At 60.8% G+C, this 16,965-nt stretch carries 16 protein-coding genes; 7 read left to right on the top strand and 9 right to left on the bottom strand.

Translation table 11 applies throughout. The features are described 5' to 3' along the window. Nucleotides 1-19: 19 nt before the first annotated feature. Together GGR23_RS12160 and GGR23_RS12155 are read right to left on the bottom strand one after the other, a co-directional pair. Nucleotides 20-661: a LysE family translocator gene (locus tag GGR23_RS12160; protein ID WP_183366552.1), complete on the bottom strand. Its 642-nt coding sequence runs from the start codon at nt 659-661 to the stop codon at nt 20-22. A gap of 80 nt (nt 662-741) precedes the next feature. Then, nucleotides 742-1,587 carry an SDR family NAD(P)-dependent oxidoreductase gene (locus tag GGR23_RS12155; RefSeq protein ID WP_183366551.1) on the bottom strand — a complete coding sequence of 282 codons (846 nt, stop codon included), beginning with the start codon at nt 1,585-1,587 and terminating at the stop codon, nt 742-744. A gap of 166 nt (nt 1,588-1,753) precedes the next feature. Between GGR23_RS12155 and GGR23_RS12150 the strand changes: the two genes are divergently transcribed. Continuing rightward, on the top strand, nt 1,754-2,977 hold the full coding sequence (locus GGR23_RS12150) for an argininosuccinate synthase (protein WP_183366550.1): 1,224 nt from the start codon (nt 1,754-1,756) through the stop codon (nt 2,975-2,977). Nucleotides 2,978-3,034: 57 nt separating this feature from the next. Here GGR23_RS12150 and GGR23_RS12145 read toward each other — a convergent pair whose 3' ends face one another. Together GGR23_RS12145 and GGR23_RS12140 are read right to left on the bottom strand one after the other, a co-directional pair. Next, nucleotides 3,035-4,234, bottom strand: a complete 1,200-nt coding sequence (locus tag GGR23_RS12145) for a multidrug effflux MFS transporter (protein ID WP_183366761.1) — start codon at nt 4,232-4,234, stop codon at nt 3,035-3,037. A gap of 116 nt (nt 4,235-4,350) precedes the next feature. Further along, nucleotides 4,351-4,785: a hypothetical protein gene (locus GGR23_RS12140; protein WP_183366549.1), complete on the bottom strand. Its 435-nt coding sequence runs from the start codon at nt 4,783-4,785 to the stop codon at nt 4,351-4,353. A 191-nt stretch (nt 4,786-4,976) separates the two neighbouring features. Between GGR23_RS12140 and GGR23_RS12135 the strand changes: the two genes are divergently transcribed. The 5 genes from GGR23_RS12135 (at nt 4,977) to ppa (ending at nt 12,193) form a co-directional block, all read left to right on the top strand. Continuing rightward, complete coding sequence (locus tag GGR23_RS12135; protein WP_343066678.1) at nt 4,977-7,034, top strand: M3 family metallopeptidase; 2,058 nt, start codon at nt 4,977-4,979, stop codon at nt 7,032-7,034. Between the two features lie 139 nt (nt 7,035-7,173). Next, complete coding sequence (locus GGR23_RS12130) at nt 7,174-8,727, top strand: alkaline phosphatase D family protein (RefSeq protein WP_183366548.1); 1,554 nt, start codon at nt 7,174-7,176, stop codon at nt 8,725-8,727. Nucleotides 8,728-8,883: 156 nt separating this feature from the next. After that, a complete protein-coding gene (gene typA / locus GGR23_RS12125; protein WP_183366547.1) occupies nt 8,884-10,704 on the top strand; it encodes a translational GTPase TypA in 1,821 nt (606 codons plus the stop codon). Between the two features lie 241 nt (nt 10,705-10,945). Then, complete coding sequence (locus tag GGR23_RS12120) at nt 10,946-11,452, top strand: GNAT family N-acetyltransferase (RefSeq protein ID WP_183366546.1); 507 nt, start codon at nt 10,946-10,948, stop codon at nt 11,450-11,452. A gap of 204 nt (nt 11,453-11,656) precedes the next feature. Then, nucleotides 11,657-12,193 carry an inorganic diphosphatase gene (ppa, locus tag GGR23_RS12115; protein ID WP_183366545.1) on the top strand — a complete coding sequence of 179 codons (537 nt, stop codon included), beginning with the start codon at nt 11,657-11,659 and terminating at the stop codon, nt 12,191-12,193. On the opposite strand, the gene GGR23_RS12110 is transcribed toward ppa, so the two are convergent. Further along, nucleotides 12,194-12,508 (bottom strand): DUF167 family protein, encoded by a 315-nt coding sequence (locus GGR23_RS12110; RefSeq protein ID WP_183366544.1) that lies wholly within the window; start codon nt 12,506-12,508, stop codon nt 12,194-12,196. After that, nucleotides 12,505-12,810, bottom strand: coding sequence for a YggT family protein (locus tag GGR23_RS12105; RefSeq protein WP_183366543.1), 306 nt, complete (start codon nt 12,808-12,810; stop codon nt 12,505-12,507). Before GGR23_RS12105 ends, GGR23_RS12110 begins: the two co-directional genes overlap by 4 nt. Before the next feature lie 121 nt (nt 12,811-12,931). Between GGR23_RS12105 and GGR23_RS12100 the strand changes: the two genes are divergently transcribed. Continuing rightward, on the top strand, nt 12,932-14,182 hold the full coding sequence (locus GGR23_RS12100; RefSeq protein WP_183366542.1) for an MFS transporter: 1,251 nt from the start codon (nt 12,932-12,934) through the stop codon (nt 14,180-14,182). On the opposite strand, the gene GGR23_RS12095 is transcribed toward GGR23_RS12100, so the two are convergent. Genes GGR23_RS12095 through GGR23_RS12085 form a run of 3 tightly spaced genes read right to left on the bottom strand, consistent with a single transcriptional unit; the run spans nt 14,164 to nt 16,961 of the window. Beyond that, nucleotides 14,164-14,904: a glutamine amidotransferase gene (locus GGR23_RS12095; RefSeq protein WP_183366759.1), complete on the bottom strand. Its 741-nt coding sequence runs from the start codon at nt 14,902-14,904 to the stop codon at nt 14,164-14,166. The two genes, GGR23_RS12100 and GGR23_RS12095, sit on opposite strands and share 19 nt — an antisense overlap. Beyond that, entirely contained in the window at nt 14,885-15,370 is a 486-nt protein-coding gene (locus GGR23_RS12090) for a tellurite resistance TerB family protein (RefSeq protein WP_183366541.1), read from the bottom strand. Before GGR23_RS12090 ends, GGR23_RS12095 begins: the two co-directional genes overlap by 20 nt. Nucleotides 15,371-15,395: 25 nt before the next feature. Beyond that, entirely contained in the window at nt 15,396-16,961 is a 1,566-nt protein-coding gene (locus tag GGR23_RS12085) for a heme biosynthesis protein HemY (RefSeq protein WP_183366540.1), read from the bottom strand. Nucleotides 16,962-16,965 lie beyond the last annotated feature (4 nt).

Raw genomic sequence — 16,965 nt, 5'->3', positions numbered from 1 at the left:
GGCGGCCCGGAGAACGGCCTCATCTGGACTGGGTCATCAGGATCTTTACGGCGAAGATGGAGAAAACGCCCGCGAAGCTGTAGTCGATTCCGCGCAGGACCTTCTTGTTCGCGAGCAGCCATGCCGAGAGCTTGTCCGCGATCAGCACGATGCCGATCACGATCGGCAGCGACACGACGATGAACATCAGCCCGAGAAACAGCAGCTTGCCGGTCACATGCGGGTCACCCGCATCGACGAACTGCGGCAGGAAGGTCATGAAGAAGATGATGATCTTCGGGTTTAGAAGGTTCACCCAGAAGCCGTTGAGTGCGGCAGCGGCTAGATTTTCGCGAGGGGCGGACAGATCCGCCACGACGAAATCCGAGCCCTTGCGGATGGCCTGGAAGGCGAGCCATGCCAGATAGCCCGCGCCACCCGTCTTCAGGATGGTAAAGGCAAGGGGCGAAGCCACGATCAGCGCGGAAACTCCGAATGCCACCAGGCACGTATGCACCACCAACCCCACATTGGTGCCTGCGATCACGGCAAGACCGGCGAGCTTGCCGTCGCGCAAGGCGCGGCTGATCGACAGGGTCATGTCCGGGCCGGGGGTCGCCGCCAGCAGGATGCAGGCCGCCGTGAAGGCAAGAAGGGTGGAGGTTGATGGAATGAATTCCATGGCGTTCGCTCTCCGGTGTCATCCGGCCGTTTGGCCAGTCCTGTGCGTTCCATATTTGCGGAGTGTTGTAAAGTCCGGGTTCACCGTTTGAGGTAGGCTGCGAAGGCCTCTCCATAGTCCTTGTGCCAGCGCGAAAGCGGCGGCCTGTTCTCGATGATATCGCCGGCAGCCCAGGCGATGCGTTTTTCATCGAGGGCACGCGTCACCTCGTTGTCGGGGCAAAGGATGTAGAAATCGCCGCGTTCGAGGCTCTTGAGCATGAAATCCACCGTTTCCTCCGGCGTCCAGGCTCCCGCCGGCTTTTCGGTGCGACCGTTGGCGGTGAGGGGCGTGAACACGAAGCCTGGAATGAGAAGATGGGCAGAAACGGCGCTGCCGGCCGTATTCCGCAGCTCGTGTTCGAGCGCTTCGGTGAATGCCTTCACTCCCGCTTTCGCGATATTGTAGGCCGGGTCGCCAGGCGGCGTGGTGATGCCCTGTTTCGACCCCGTATTGATGATCAGTGCCGGCTCGCCATGGGCCAGCATGGATGGGCCAAATGCACGGCTGCCATGAATCACACCCATGAGGTTGACGCCGAGGACCCGGTCCCAGTTTTCCTGCGCGCCGAAGATCTGGCTGCCAGGCTGTATCCCCGCATTGTTCATCAGGACGTGCACCTTGCCGAAGCGGGCATGGACTGTGTCCCGCAGTCCTTCTAGGGAGGCGAGGCTCGCGACATCCGTGGTGACGGCAAAAACGTCCTTCTCGCTGCCCGCCTCAGCCACGACGGCGGCTCGTGCCTCCTCGAGACGGTCCTCCGAAATATCGGCCAGAATAACCTTCATCCCCAGCCGGGCAAAAGCGCGCGATGCTGCCTGGCCGATACCCGATGCCGCACCGGTAACGACCGCCACGTTTCCGCTTTTCAGAACCGGATGTGCCATTGTGTTCTCCCTGTCTGGTTACGGCCGTTATCTAGGAGGCGATTTCCGCGACTGTCAAACGTCAGGTCCGGCGATTGAGCACTTGCGCCTTCCTGCAATCTCGCTAAAAGTGCCGCCGACGCAAGGCAACGGCGGGTTTTCCGCCACTCGGAAACGGATCCCTAAAATGGCATCGCACAAGCAAGTGAAGAAGGTCGTTCTCGCCTATTCCGGCGGACTCGACACCTCCATCATCCTCAAGTGGCTGCAGACGGAACTGGGCGCGGAAGTGGTGACATTTACCGCCGACCTCGGTCAGGGCGAGGAGCTTGAGCCGGCACGCAAGAAGGCCGAGATGCTTGGGATCAAGGAGATCTACATCGAGGACGTGCGCGAGGAATTCGTACGTGACTTCGTTTTCCCGATGTTCCGCGCCAATGCAGTCTATGAGGGTGTCTATCTGCTCGGCACCTCCATCGCCCGGCCGCTCATCTCCAAGCATCTGATCGATATCGCTGCAAAGACCGGGGCCGATGCCATTGCGCACGGCGCAACCGGCAAGGGCAATGACCAGGTGCGGTTCGAGCTTTCCGCCTATGCCCTGAACCCCGACATCAAGATCATCGCTCCCTGGCGCGACTGGTCGTTCAAGAGCCGCACCGATCTTCTCGAATTCGCCGAGAAGCATCAGATTCCCGTTGCCAAGGACAAGAAGGGTGAGGCGCCGTTCTCGGTCGATGCCAATCTTCTGCATTCGTCGTCCGAGGGCAAGGTGCTGGAAGATCCCGCCGTCGAGGCTCCGGAATACGTGCACATGCGCACCATCTCCCCGGAAGCAGCGCCCGACAAGGCGACGATCATCAAGATCGGGTTCGAACGCGGCGACGCCGTCTCGATCAATGGCGTCCGCATGAGCCCCGCAACCCTCCTTGCCAAGCTGAATGACTATGGCCGCGACAACGGTATCGGTCGTATCGACCTCGTGGAAAACCGCTTCGTCGGCATGAAGTCCCGCGGCGTTTACGAAACCCCCGGCGGCACGATCCTTCTGGCTGCGCACCGCGCGATCGAATCGATCACGCTCGACCGCGGCGCTGCTCATCTGAAGGACGAGCTGATGCCGAAATATGCCGAGCTCATCTATTACGGCTTCTGGTTCTCGCCCGAACGCGAGATGCTGCAGGCGCTGATCGACAAGAGCCAGGAGCATGTCGAAGGCGAAGTCACGCTGAAGCTCTACAAGGGCAACGTCATGGTCATCGGCCGTGAGAGCGACAAGTCTCTCTACTCCGATACGCTCGTGACCTTCGAGGACGATCAGGGTGCCTACGACCAGAAGGACGCTGCCGGCTTCATCAAGCTGAATGCGCTGCGTCTGCGCACCCTCGGAAAGCGCAACCGGAAGGGCTGAGGCCCTCTCGCATCCAGGTTTCCGAACCCGCTCTCCTGTTTCGGAGGGCGGGTTTTTTCATGCCTGGTCGAAGCTTCGCGATCCGTGTCTCCGGCTGATCCCGACAAAGACGATATAGCTGGCCACCGCGAGAAGCTCCATTGCCGGGATGATCACCCCGAAAGCCTGAAGTGGGGTTCCGACCAGGGCCGCCAGAGAGCCTGCAACGAAGCCGCCGCCCATCTGGATGAATCCCATCAGGGCGGATGCCGAGCCGGCTACGTGCGGAAAGGGCGCCAGCGTTGCTGTCACCACGTGCGGAGATACCATGGCAAGACCGAAGGTGCACAGGGCGACGGGCAGCATGATGCTGAGGTAGCTCGGCGCAACGAAGTGTGTCGAGGCCAGCATGGAGATTGCTCCGGCAAGGGTAAAGCCGAGGCCCGTCATCGCCGCCCGATGGCCTCCCAGTCGCGGGGCCGCTTGTCGCAACGCAAGTGATCCCAGAAAATAGGATCCCGTCTGGGCGAGCATGCCCATGCCGAACTGCGTCGGGGTAAGGCCGACGAGCTTGATCAGGATGAATGGCAACATGGTCGACTGGGCGTAGAGCGCGCCGATCGTGCCCATCAGAACGGACGACCCGCAAAGGAAACGCAAATCCGCGAGCAGGGAGCCATAGGCGCGCAGCAGGCGGCCGGGACGGGCAAGCGATCTGTCAGGGTCGGCTGTTTCTTTCATGAAGAACAGGACGCTGCCAGCGGCGACGAGTCCGAAAGCGAGCAGCGTCAGGAAAATGGACTGCCAGCCGAAGGCCGCAAGCAACATTCCCCCGACTGTAGGCGCGAGCGCCGGTCCCACGGACAGCATGATGCCGATGGTGTTCATGATCCTTGCCGCCTGAGGACCGGTAAACTGGTCCCGGACGATCGCCCGCGCAACTGCCGCGCCGATCGATGCCCCGATGCCCTGAACAAGGCGGCCCGCAAGCAACCAGCGAACATCGGTAGCCAAGGCGGCCAGAAGGCTGCCGAAGATGAAAATACCAAGAAAAAGAAGCGTCGCCTTGCGTCTGCCGAAGGCATCGGAGAGGGGCCCGCCGACGAGCTGTGCCAGGGCGAAGCCCGCAAAATAGAGCGACAGGCTCATCTTCACTGCCGCTTCCGTGGTGGAGAAGACTTCCACCAGTTTTGGCATCGACGGTGTGTAGATTGCCATGGCAATCGGGCCAAGGGCGGTCAGCAGCGCGCCAAGCAGGCTTGTTCGGCGCTCGGTCATCCGGGAGGTGGACATGGGGGCCTTGCACAGGTGGGTTTCGCCCTATCCCATCTGGTGAAACTGGGTGCTTGGTCAACCCCCGAATATCCGAAAAAAGCTCCCGGCCGACGCGAGGTTCAGCGGATGGTCGAGGCGTTCAGAAAGGCCACCACGGCTTCGAGGATCCTTGCCGTTCGAGGATCTCCGATCGATGATGCCACCTGCAACTGTTCACGGTAATAGCGTGTAAAGTCGAAGGGAGTCGTGTCGGTTACCCCGGAAAGATCGATTATCTGGCCGCTCGGATCGACGGCCTGCATCGGCAGCCCTTCGTACAGCGTGGCGAATGTCTCCTGGTCGATGAGTCCGCTATCAAGACCGTTTCGGGCCATCTCCCGGATCTGGTTGATGGAAAGCGGATCTGGCGATGCCGCGGCGGCATCGCCGTCGGGAAAGCTCGTAACGCTCTTCTCATGCTTTGCCGGAAGGTAGCTGTCCTCCGGTCGCGAGTGACTCTTCTGGTTATGCCTGAACTGGAAACTCTGGGAGGATCGAACGGAGAAGATTTCCATATCTTGGCCCTCGACATCATGTCTTATGGCAGATTACGCCTTGATGAACATGTCGTCAATTTCTAATAAAATCGGACGGGTGCCCTGCTGCAAACGTGATGCGCTCACCTGTGAAAAAGCCGATGATAGGCAAGGGCGCGGGGCGGGCCTATAAATGCTGACGGGAATCAAATCGTTGCAAGGATGGAATCGTGACAGAAAGCTTGAACGCCGAAATCTTCACCTGGTCGGGCCATGGTGGACTTCCCCGGTTCGATAAAATTCAGGTCAGCGACTTCAAGCCAGCCTTCCAAGCTGCGTTCGAGGCGCATGATCGCGAGATCGACGCCATAGCCGACAATCCAGAGACACCGAGCTTTTCGAATACCATCACGGCTCTTGAAGTGGCTGGCGACGAGCTTTCCCGCGTTTCGTCCCTGTTCTGGAATCGGGCAGGCGCTCATACCGATCCTGATGTGCAGGCGCTGGAGCGCGAAATCGCTCCCCGCATGTCGCGCCACTACTCCCGCATCGGAATGAATGCCGCATTGTTCGCCAGGATCGATGCGCTTTGGGAACAGAGGGCAACGCTCGGCCTCGACCGGGAGGAGATGAGGGTGCTCGAGCGGCACTGGAAGGGTTTTGTCAAGTCAGGGGCCAAACTGCCGAAGGCCGACCAGAGCCGACTGGCGGACATCAATGAAAAGCTGGCCGGCCTGGGCGCCCGCTTTGGCCAGAATGTGCTGGCCGACGAGAAAAACTGGAGCCTGCTGCTTCAGTCCCCGGAGGAGCTTGCCGGTCTTCCTGAATTCTTGCTTGGCGCCATGCGTGAAGTGGCTGGCGAACGCGGGGCGGAAGGGAAGTTCGTGGTCACGCTTTCCCGCTCCATCATTGAGCCGTTCCTCACCTTCTCCAGTAATCGCCGTCTCAGGGAAGAGGCCTTCCGGGCCTGGGTTGCCCGGGGCGCGAACGGCGGGGAGACGGACAATCGCGCCATCATGACCGAGATGCTCCGCCTTCGGAATGAAAAGGCCAGACTGCTCGGCTATGAAAATTATGCATCGCTCAAGCTCGACGATACCATGGCAAAGTCCCCGGCAGCTGTGAACGGACTGCTCCGGCAGGTATGGGAAAAGGCGGTGGCGCGGGCCCGGGAGGAAGAAGAGGATCTGCATGCGCTCGCCCGGCGGGATGGCCAGAACCATGAGATCATGCCCTGGGACTGGCGCTTCTATGCAGAGAAGCTCCGCGCAGAGCGCTTCGACTTCTCGGAAGCGGAGCTGAAGCCCTATCTTCAGCTGGAGATGATCCTCAAGGCATGCTTCGATGTCGCGGAACGTATCTTCGGCATCACCGCTAGAGAGGTGAAGGGCGTAGTCGCGTACCATCCCGATGTCCGCACGTTCGAGATCCTTGACTCCTCGGGGAGCGTGAAGGCTCTCTTCCTCGGTGATTACTTCGCCCGGCCTTCCAAGCGATCGGGCGCATGGATGAGCGCCTTCCAGTCCCAGCATCGCCTGCCCCTGAAGAATGGTGCGATCGGCGAAATGCCGATCATCTACAACGTCTGCAATTTCGCCAAGCCGGCGGAAGGGCAGCCGGCCCTTCTTTCTCTGGATGACGCGCGCACCCTGTTTCATGAATTCGGCCATGCGCTCCATGGCATGTTGTCCAATGTTCGCTATCCTTCGGTTTCGGGCACCTCGGTTTCGCGGGATTTTGTTGAACTGCCTTCCCAGCTTTACGAACACTGGCTGACGGTGCCGGAAATCCTGTCGCGCTACGCGCTGCACGAGAAGACCGGTGAGCCCATGCCACAGGCCCTGCTGGACAAGGTCCTTGCAGCCCGCACCTTCAATGCCGGTTTTGCAACGGTGGAGTTCACCTCGTCGGCGCTGGTGGACATGGCGTTCCACACCATGGATCCGCCTGACGACCCGATGGCCGTTCAGAATGCGGTTCTGACCGAAATCGGCATGCCAAGGTCGATCACCATGCGCCACGCTTCGCCGCACTTCCAGCACGTCTTCGCCGGCGACGGCTATTCTGCCGGCTACTATTCCTACATGTGGTCGGAAGTGCTCGACGCGGATGCCTTCTCGGCATTCCAGGAAACGGGCAATGCATTCGACCCGGCGATCGCCAGGCGGCTTGCCGACCACATCTACTCGGTCGGCGGCTCCGTCGATCCCGAGGAGGCCTACAAGGCATTCCGCGGCAAATTGCCGAGCCCGGAAGCCATGCTGGTCAAGAAGGGTCTGGCCGCCTGAGCGTGCAGCGGATGTCATGAACCTTTGGCAAAACCGTTGCCGAAGGTTCACGGCTTTCGCATGCTGATGTCACGCAATGCCATCATCCTGCCTTTCTGAAGCCGGTACTGGAACCGGTGGCGGACAGGCGGACGGTATCATGCTCACTCGGCGGAACTTTCTGTTTGGCACCGGGGCGCTTGGCCTGTCGTCCGGCGCGGGCCTGGGATTGCCGTACTACAACAGAAACCATGGTGCGCCCGTATTCACCCATGGAGTTCAGTCGGGAGATGTGGATTTCCGATCCGCTGCGGTCTGGACCAGAACGGACCGGCCGGCGCGGGTGGAGATCGAGCTTTCAACGACGGAGAGCTTCTCCGATCCCATCCGCCTGCCACGGATGACGGCTCTGCCTGACCGTGACTTTGCCGTTAAGGCGGTGGCCGACGGACTTCTGCCGGATCAGGATGTCTTTTACCGCTTTCGCGCCACGGACCTCCACTCCTCCTTCATTCAGTCGGACGTCGTCAGCGGGCGCTTCCGTACGGCTCCCCTGCGCCAAAGATCGATCCGGTTCCTCTGGTCGGGTGATACCGCCGGGCAGGGCTGGGGCATCGATGATGAAGGCATGGCGACCTACCGCACCATGGCCGAGCAGGATGCAGACTTTTTCATCCACTCCGGCGATACTGTCTATGCCGACAATCCCATTCCCGACGAGGTGCGCCTGCGAGATGGGAGTGTCTGGAGAAACCGCATCGTGACGGACGAGAAGCGCGAGGTGGCGCGCACGCTTCATGAGTATCGCGGGCAGTGGAAATACAACCTACTCGACCATCATGTCCGGGCGTTCAATGCCGGTTGCGCCGCCTTCTATCAGTGGGACGATCATGAAGTCCTCAATAACTGGTCCCCTTCAACCGATCTGAGGGATGATCCGCGATATCCGGACAAGGACATCGCCGTCTACGCCCGCAGGGCGCGCAAGGCCTTTGAGGAAATGACCCCCATCCGTTACCCGGTCCGGGAACCGGGACGGATCTATCGCAAGATATCCTATGGTCCGTTGCTCGATATCTTTTTCCTCGACCTGCGCTCCTATCGCTCCGGCAATCGGGACAGTAGTGCCACGGCTCTTCTGGGGCGCCAGCAAACGGACTGGCTGTGCTCCGCATTGTCGTCATCCAGTGCTGTCTGGAAGGTCGTGGCCTCCGATATGCCGATCGGTCTCGTCCAGTGGGACGACTACGGCCGTCAGGTGGGAGCGGAGGGCGTTTCCGACGGATACAACGGCGTTCCCGACGGGCGAGAGCACGAGATTGCCCATCTGTTACGAACCATCATGGAACGAAAGGTTCGCAACATCGTCTGGTTGACAGCAGATGTCCATTACACCGCAGCCCATCATTACAGTCCGGAAAGGGCGAAGTTTCTCGACTTCCTGCCATTCTGGGAGTTCGTTTCCGGGCCGCTCCATGCCGGCACCTATGGCCCCAAGCCGCTCGACAAGACATTCGGACCCGAAGTCCACTTCGTCAAGGCTGCGCCCGGGGGCGTGCAAAGCAATCTTCCCCCGTCTGCCGGATTGCAGTTCTTCGGTCGCGTCGACATTCACGGACGAAGCAGGGAGATGACGGTCCGTCTGATGGACCGGCAGAACCGCCAGCTGTGGTCCGTGACCCTGTCTCCGGATGCGGCGGAGGCCGTTTCATGACGGGCGAACCCGTGCTCCGCCGCTGCGATCCGGCGCCGAAAACTGCCGAATCCCCGGCCCCCCTTCCGTCTTTACAAAAAACAGGGTATGAGCGCGCCAACCGAAATTTGGCGCTTGCCTCCCGATGATGCGCCACAACTCCAGAGAAGATCACTTATGGCCATTCGCAACATCGCGATCATCGCGCACGTTGACCATGGGAAAACCACCCTTGTCGACGAACTCCTGAAGCAGTCCGGCTCCTTCCGTGAAAACCAGCGCGTGGCCGAACGCGTGATGGACAGCAACGACCTCGAAAAGGAACGCGGCATTACCATTCTTGCCAAGGCGACGTCGGTGGAATGGAAGGATACCCGCATCAACATCGTCGACACGCCCGGCCACGCCGATTTCGGCGGCGAAGTCGAGCGCATTCTGTCCATGGTCGACGGCGCCATCGTTCTGGTCGATGCCGCCGAGGGCCCGATGCCGCAGACCAAGTTCGTGGTCGGAAAGGCCCTGAAGGTCGGCCTTCGTCCGATCGTCGCCATCAACAAGATCGACCGCCCGGATGCCCGTGCAGACGAGGTGATCAACGAAGTGTTCGACCTCTTCGCTGCCCTTGACGCGACCGACGAGCAGCTGGATTTCCCGATCCTCTACGGTTCGGGCCGCAACGGCTGGATGAACCACTCGCCGGAAGGCCCTCAGGAAGAAGGGCTGGCGCCGCTTCTGGATCTGGTGCTGCAGCACGTTCCGGAGCCCAAGGTGGAGGAAGGTCCGTTCCGCATGATCGGCACCATCCTCGAAGCCAACCCCTTCCTCGGCCGTATCATCACCGGTCGCATCGCCTCCGGCTCCATCAAGCCGAACCAGTCCGTCAAGGTGCTGGGTGCCGATGGCCGTCTGATCGAACAGGGCCGCATCTCCAAGATCCTGGCCTTCCGCGGCATCGAACGCCAGCCGATCGAAGAGGCGCATGCGGGTGACATCGTGGCGATCGCGGGTCTCTCCAAGGGTACGGTTGCCGACACCTTCTGTGATCCCGCCATCACCGAGCCGATGCAGGCGCAGCCCATCGATCCGCCGACGGTCACCATGTCCTTCATCGTCAATGACAGCCCGCTTGCCGGCACCGAGGGCGACAAGGTTACCTCCCGCGTCATTCGCGACCGCCTTTTCAAGGAGGCCGAGGGCAATGTGGCGTTGAAGATCGAGGAAGCCGAAGACAAGGACAGCTTCTACGTATCCGGCCGAGGCGAACTCCAGCTTGCCGTTCTTATCGAAACCATGCGCCGCGAAGGCTTCGAGCTTGCCGTCTCCCGTCCGCGCGTCGTGATGCACAAGGACGAAGAGGGTAACCTCCTCGAGCCGATCGAAGAAGTGCTGATCGACGTGGACGAGGAGCATTCCGGCGTCGTCGTTCAGAAGATGTCGGAGCGCAAGGCCGAAATGGTCGAGCTGCGCCCGTCCGGTGGCAATCGCGTGCGACTGGTCTTCTACGCGCCGACCCGCGGTCTCATCGGCTATCAGTCCGAACTGCTCACGGATACCCGCGGCACTGCCATCATGAACCGGCTGTTCCATAACTACCAGCCTTACAAGGGCGAAATCGGTGGCCGCGTGAACGGCGTGCTTCTGGCGAACGAAGCGGGCGAAGCCGTGGCCTATGCGCTCTTCAATCTCGAAGACCGTGGCCCGATGATCATTGAACCGGGTGAAAAGGTCTATGCCGGCATGATCATCGGCATCCACTCCCGTGACAACGATCTGGAAGTGAACGTGCTGAAGGGCAAGAAGCTCACCAACATCCGTGCAGCAGGCAAGGATGAAGCCGTGAAGCTGACCCCGCCGATCCGGATGACCCTCGAGCGGGCCCTTTCCTGGATCCAGGACGACGAGCTTGTCGAGGTCACGCCGAAGTCCATTCGCCTCCGCAAGCTTTATCTCGACTCCAACGATCGCAAGCGCTTCGAAAAGCAGCGCGCAGCGCTGTAAGGCGCTCCGATTGGGTGGGGAAAACTCGCCCATTCCGCGAAAAGGCCCTGTTTGCACACGGGCGAATAATCTACCGCTCAAACCCCGTCGGATCGCCGGCGGGGTTTTTGCTTGTGCGCAGGGTGAAATCCGGCTTGCCGGCCCGGTTAAAAAAACGTTAACCTCTGCTTCGTGCTTTCGTGTAACCGAAGTGGCCCGCAATGAAGGCAGGTTCGCTTCCGCCAGGGTTCAGAGTTGCGTCATGAAGACCGTATCGATCGATGTTCGCCGGGCCGAACCACACGATGCCCGCGCCATATCAGAGGCGCACAGGGCATCCTGGCAGCACACCTACAGCGGTATCATCCCCCATCGCCCCTTGCGCGACATGATCGAGCGCCGGGGCGAAGGCTGGTGGCGTAAGGCGACGCAGGGGCCTGCAACGCTCCTCGTGGCCGACGTTCAGGGGGCCGTGGCAGGCTATGCCACGCTCGGCCTCAACAGGGCGCGCGCCCTTCCCCAGGAGGGCGAAATCTATGAGCTCTACCTGCGCCCCGAGTACCAGGGAATTGGTCTGGGTCGCTTGCTGTTCGGCGAATGCCGCAGGCTTTTAAAGTCCCTGGGTTGTGAGGGTCTGGTGGTGTGGTGCCTCGAGGACAGCGAGCACGCGGACCGGTTTTTCCGCAACCAGGGGGGCATGGATGTTGCGGAAGGCATGGAAACCTTCGACACCCATGCGCTGAAGAAAATCGGCTACGTCTGGAACTGACAGCCTTCGTTTCCGCTTCTTCAGGCGTGCGAACTGTGCTTCGCAAAGTTCGTATGGACGACCTTAAGCCTCTGCGGCATTCCCGGTATACGCTTCAGACATCCTGCGGTGGTGGCAAACCGGCCATAGGCCGAAAGCCGTGTTGCGTTGCGGCATGAAATTCTATATCTGCCTCGCCATCCGCACATTCACATGGGGACCTACATGCGCATCGACGCAATTTCCATCGGCAAGAACCCTCCGCACGACGTCAACGTAATCGTTGAAGTTCCGGTCGGAGGCCATCCTATCAAGTATGAAATGGACAAGGACGCTGGCACGCTGGTCGTGGACCGCTTCCTGTACACGCCGATGACCTATCCGGGTAACTACGGCTTCGTGCCCCATACGCTGTCCGATGACGGTGACCCGATTGACGTCCTCATCTGCAACACCCGCCCGCTCGTGCCCGGCTGTGTCATCAATGTGCGCCCGATCGGCGTCATGATGATGGAAGACAACTCCGGCAAGGACGAGAAGATCATTGCGGTGCCCGCAGACCATCTGACGAAGCGTTACGAGAAGGTGCGCAACTATACGGACCTTCCCGAGATCACGCTGAAGCAGATCGAGCACTTCTTCGAGCACTACAAGGATCTTGAGCCCGGCAAGTGGGTCAAGATCTTCGGCTGGCATGGCGTCGACGAGGCTCAGCGCCTGATTGCCGAAGCCGTCGAGCGCTACAAGTCGAAGAACGCCTGATCAGTCGTTCATCAAGCGTTTGAAAGTGATTTCGAAATCCTCCGGGTCGGCTTCGATCCGGAGGATTTTTTTGCGGGCCGTTTCCCCGCTCATCAGCGTGATTGCCGACTTGGGCAGCCTGAATGTCTTCGACAAAAGCGCTATGAGAGCCTTGTTCGCCTTCCCGCCTTCCGGTGGCTGCGACACCCGCGCCTTCAGCCACAGGGTGCCATCCGCGGCGACTTCCACGCCGTCGAACGCATCGCGCCCGCCGGATGGCGTCAGCCTTACCGACAGGCGCAGATGATCTTCGAAAACAGAGAAGGGAAGCGTCACCCGAGCGACGGGCCGGCAACAGCCGGGTAGATCGTCTGCCACATCAGGATACGGAAGAAATAGATCAGAAGCAGCAGGATGATCGGCGAGATGTCGACCCCGTTCAGGTTCGGCAGTCTGCGACGGATGGGTGCAAGAACCGGCTCCGTTACCGCGTAGAGGAACTGGCCGATGGTGGCGACGACCTGATTTCGCGGGTTGACCACATTGAAGGCATAGAGCCAGGAATAGATCGCGCTCGCGATCAGAATCCACGTGTAGATGCTGAAGGCCAGGTCAATCGTCGAAAAAAGCGCAAACATGCACGTCTCCAAGGTTCCGTCGCCTGACATGTAGTCATTGGCGAATGAAGGAGCAAGTGGGGCTCCCGCAGCCTTCGAGAATCATGTTTAACGGGCGCAACAAAGAGAAAGCAGTCGATTCATGACCTTATCGGAAGAGCAGGCCGACCGTTTCGCGGCCTTTCGCCATGGCGCCTATGCCCGCTTCTTCGTCGCGCGATTTCTGGCCTCCTTCGCCATACAGATCGTCAGCGTCTCCGTGGGCTGGCAGATGTATGACGAGACGCGAAACACGCTTCTTCTCGGCCTGATCGGACTTGTACAGTTTCTCCCCTCGCTCATCCTTCTTCTTGTCACGGGATCTGTCGCGGACCGCTATAACAGGCGCTCCATCGTTGCCATCTGCCTTGTCATGAGCGCGGGCTGCGCTGCAGCCCTTCTGGCCATAACGCTCGCGGGCGCCTTTGCACCGATACCGGTCTTTGCCGTTCTGCTGGTCTTTGGAATCGAGCGGGCTTTCATGGCTCCTGCCGTTCAATCGCTCGCGCCCAATCTTGTACCCGAACGCGACCTTGCCAACGCCATCGCCTGGAACTCCTCGTCCTGGCAGACCGCTGCCATTGTCGGGCCCGTGGCAGGTGGATTGCTGTATGGCCTTTCGGCCGCTGTTGCCTATTCGGTCGCCCTGGCCTTCCTGACTGCTGCCGCGCTTCTCGTCTTTACAATCCCCAAGCCTGCGCAGCGCCGGTCGGAAGAAGCCCGCAGCTGGAGTACGGTTCTTGCCGGCTTCCGGTTCATATCGTCGGAGAAGGTTGTTCTGGGTGCCATCTCACTGGATCTGTTTGCGGTTCTCCTCGGAGGGGCTGTTGCGTTGATGCCGGTCTTTGCCCGGGATATCCTGACACTCGGGCCCTGGGGGCTCGGGCTGCTGAGGGCGGCTCCCGGAGCCGGAGCCATTCTCGTCGCTGTCCTGCTCGCGGCTTATCCTATCCGTCACCGTGCGGGGCATTTCATGTTTGCAGGCGTGGGGCTCTTCGGGATTGCCACCGTTGTCTTCGGCTTCTCCCAGAATGTCTGGTTGTCTGTCGCTGCCCTTTTCGTCATGGGCGGCGCGGATATGGTGTCGGTCTACGTGCGGGAAACCTTGATCACGCTCTGGACGCCGGACGAGGTGCGCGGGCGCGTAAATGCGGTCAACATGGTCTTCGTGGGTGCGTCCAACGAACTGGGAGAGTTCCGGGCAGGCACCATGGCCCATCTCGTTGGTGCCGTGCCTGCTGTCGTGATCGGCGGAGTGGGGACGCTGGCGGTATCGCTGCTGTGGGCTATCGGATTTCCGAAGCTCAGGAGGATCAACAGTCTCGATGCACCCGATCAGGCAAGGCGCTCCTGATCCGGCAAGAAAACCAGGTCCAGGAACCCTGACAGCCATGTTTTCAGCGGCGCGTCGTATAGCAGCCTGCCTTCAAGATGCTGGCGGCCGACCTGTGCATTGGGAAGCTCGAACCGGTGGGCGCCGTGAACCACCCAACGCTGCATCATCGCACGGGTGAGTTCCGCGTGAAACTGTATGCCATAGGCGTTCTGGCCGTACCGGAAGGCCTGATTGGGATAGAGCGCGCCCTCGGCGAGAAGGTCGGCGCTGCGGGGAAGATCGAATCCCTCCATATGAAAATGGTAGACCTGCTCGGGCCAGTGGATCAGTTCCCGGCCGGCCGATGTTGGTTGAATGGGATACCACCCTATCTCCGTCATGCCGGTCTCGTGGGGCCTGACCTCACCACCCAGATTGCGGACCAGCATCTGTGCGCCGAGGCATATCCCGAAGAACGGCTTGTTTTCCCGAAGAGGCACGCTGATCCAGTCGATCTCGGCCTTCACGAAGTCGAGGGGATCGTTCGCGCTCATCGGGCCCCCGAAGATGACGGCCCCTGCGTGATGTTCGAGCGTCGCAGGCAGCGGGTCTCCGAGAGCGGGACGACGGATGTCGAGCGGGAAGCCCTTGTCGATCAGCATCTGCCCGACACGCCCCGCGCTGCTGCGCTCCTGATGAAGGACGATCAAGACGGGTTTGCGGAGGGGCCGGATCGGTCGCTCAGAGAGGCTTGATTTCATCTGGACTGACATGTTCGGCGCGCAGCGCTGCCTTCTGCCGCTCTTCTACCCGATCACGTCCGGAGACGCCCAGGAGATCGGCAATGCGCCACAGCGCGTGATCTTCCATTTCGCTGCGTTCGCCGTCAGCATAGACCATGTCCCACAGAAGACCAATGAGGTTTCGTCGCTGCTCTTCGTCGAGATGGCGCTTGAGTTCCGAGGTGAAGCGATAATAGTCCACGGCTTCGTTGCCGGCTTCCCGCCCCGCGTCGATCAGGGCCTGAAGTTCGCCGCCTTCGAGATCATACTGCTCTGCGAGTATGTGTCTCAGCTGCTCCTGCTCGCTTTCCCTGACAACGCCGTCAGCCTCCATCACCTGAATGCAAAGTGCCGCGACGGCAAGCCTCGGATCGTCTGCATCGAAGGATGTTCTGTCTGGCGAGACCTTCAGCGTCTTGAGAAATTCCTGCAGCCTTTCAAACATGCAGCTGGCATCCTTTCGTGCTTGCTCAGAAGAGCGGCTTGCGTTTCTTCTCCGGCTCGGCTGCCTTGGAGCTGTCCCGAACGCCCGGATCATCCGGCGGGTGTCCGAAGAAGGGGACAACCGTAGCGTCACGCTCCGGTCGTTCCGCCGTCTCGGTCAGGCCGCTTCCGGGCTGCGGGGATGTCGTTGCCGTCATTGGGGGCGGAGCATCGAGCTCAAGCATGTCTTCGACGTGCGACTGGGATTGCACCGGCGGAGGCGGGGGCGGCAAGTCCTCGAGGAGGTGTGCAACGGTAGCGTCTCCCTGCGTGTAGGGAGCCTTCCAGACGAAAGCTCCCAGTTCTCCCGATACTGGTGAAAGCGGTTGCCACCGTTCCGATACGAGGCCATCGACAATCCATGCCGGATCGCGTGGCGCGCGCAGAGCTGCCGAAAGGTAATGCCGCACGCGGGCCTGATCACCCGTTTCTGCCTCTTCTATGTCCGCCAGAAGAAGAAGGATGCCTTCGCGAGGATCGCGCGTTAGCGCTGCCTCTGCCTTTTCCCGCGCCTTTTCGAAAAGCCGTGCATCGAGGGCAGCGCGTGCTACCGCGGCGAGGCCGACCGGGTTGTCCGGCTTCAGGCTCTCCAGCCTCTCGGCGCGCTTGAGCCGGTCGAGAGCGCTGTCACCGCTTCGGGCACGCACATAGATTTCGGCGATCTCCGGGTGGGGTTCCAGTTTCCACACCTGCTCCAGAACGGCACTGCCGCGGCGAAGGTTGTCCTCGCGGAACCAGGCCTTTGCTGCAATGACCGCCGCTGGGACCAGCGCGGGGGAAAGCTTGAGGGCTTGCAGGGCATCCTCCCGTGCCGCCTTGGGGTCGGAATCCAGTCGCGCGCCCGCCCGTGCCGTGAGCAGCACGGCCTTCTCGCGGCTTGTGTCTCGCCCACCCGTACTGTTGGATGCCCTTTGCTTGGCGAGGATGTCGAGGGCCCTGTCATAATCGCCTGCACGGGTACGGTATTCCAGAACCGCCTGCGACGCCCAGGGAAGGTAAGGAGCGCGCTCCACCGCCTGTGTTGCGTAGTGTTCGGCGGCCTCGTCTGCCCCGGCGCGCTTTGCCTCCATGAACAACCCGCGCAGGCCCAGTTCGCGGGTTTCGGGGTCCTCGGTCATCGCCTCGAACTTCTGTCTCGCGCCGTCGTGGTCACCCTTGATGAGAGATGCCTGGGCTTCGAGAAGATGGATCAACGGCTCCTGATCGGCGCTGATCAGACTGCGCGTCCGCTCCGCCATCTTGAGAGCGAGCGGTGCGTTGCCCGCGCCGGCAGCGATAAGGCCGGTCGACAGCGCCTGATAGCCGCGGTCCCGCTTGCGTGCGCGGAAATAGCGGCTGGCGGCCTTCGGCGATGTCCATACCAGCCGCACAAGCCACCAGACGAAGAGAAGAAGCCCCACAAGTGCAACGACCAGAGCTGCCGCGACCATCAGGCTCATTTCTATCCTCTGGCTTTGCCACAGGATCGTCATTTGCCCGGGGCGATCCGCCAGCCAGGAAAACCCGAGTGCAAGGCCGAGGACGACGACAGCGTAGGAGAGAAGTCGGATCATGGGG

It is taken from the genome of Gellertiella hungarica (assembly GCF_014197145.1).
In the GTDB taxonomy this organism is placed as follows: Bacteria; Pseudomonadota; Alphaproteobacteria; order Rhizobiales; family Rhizobiaceae; genus Gellertiella; species Gellertiella hungarica.
Note: the sequence above shows the minus strand (reverse complement) of the source record. Positions and strands in the feature narration are given on the sequence as shown.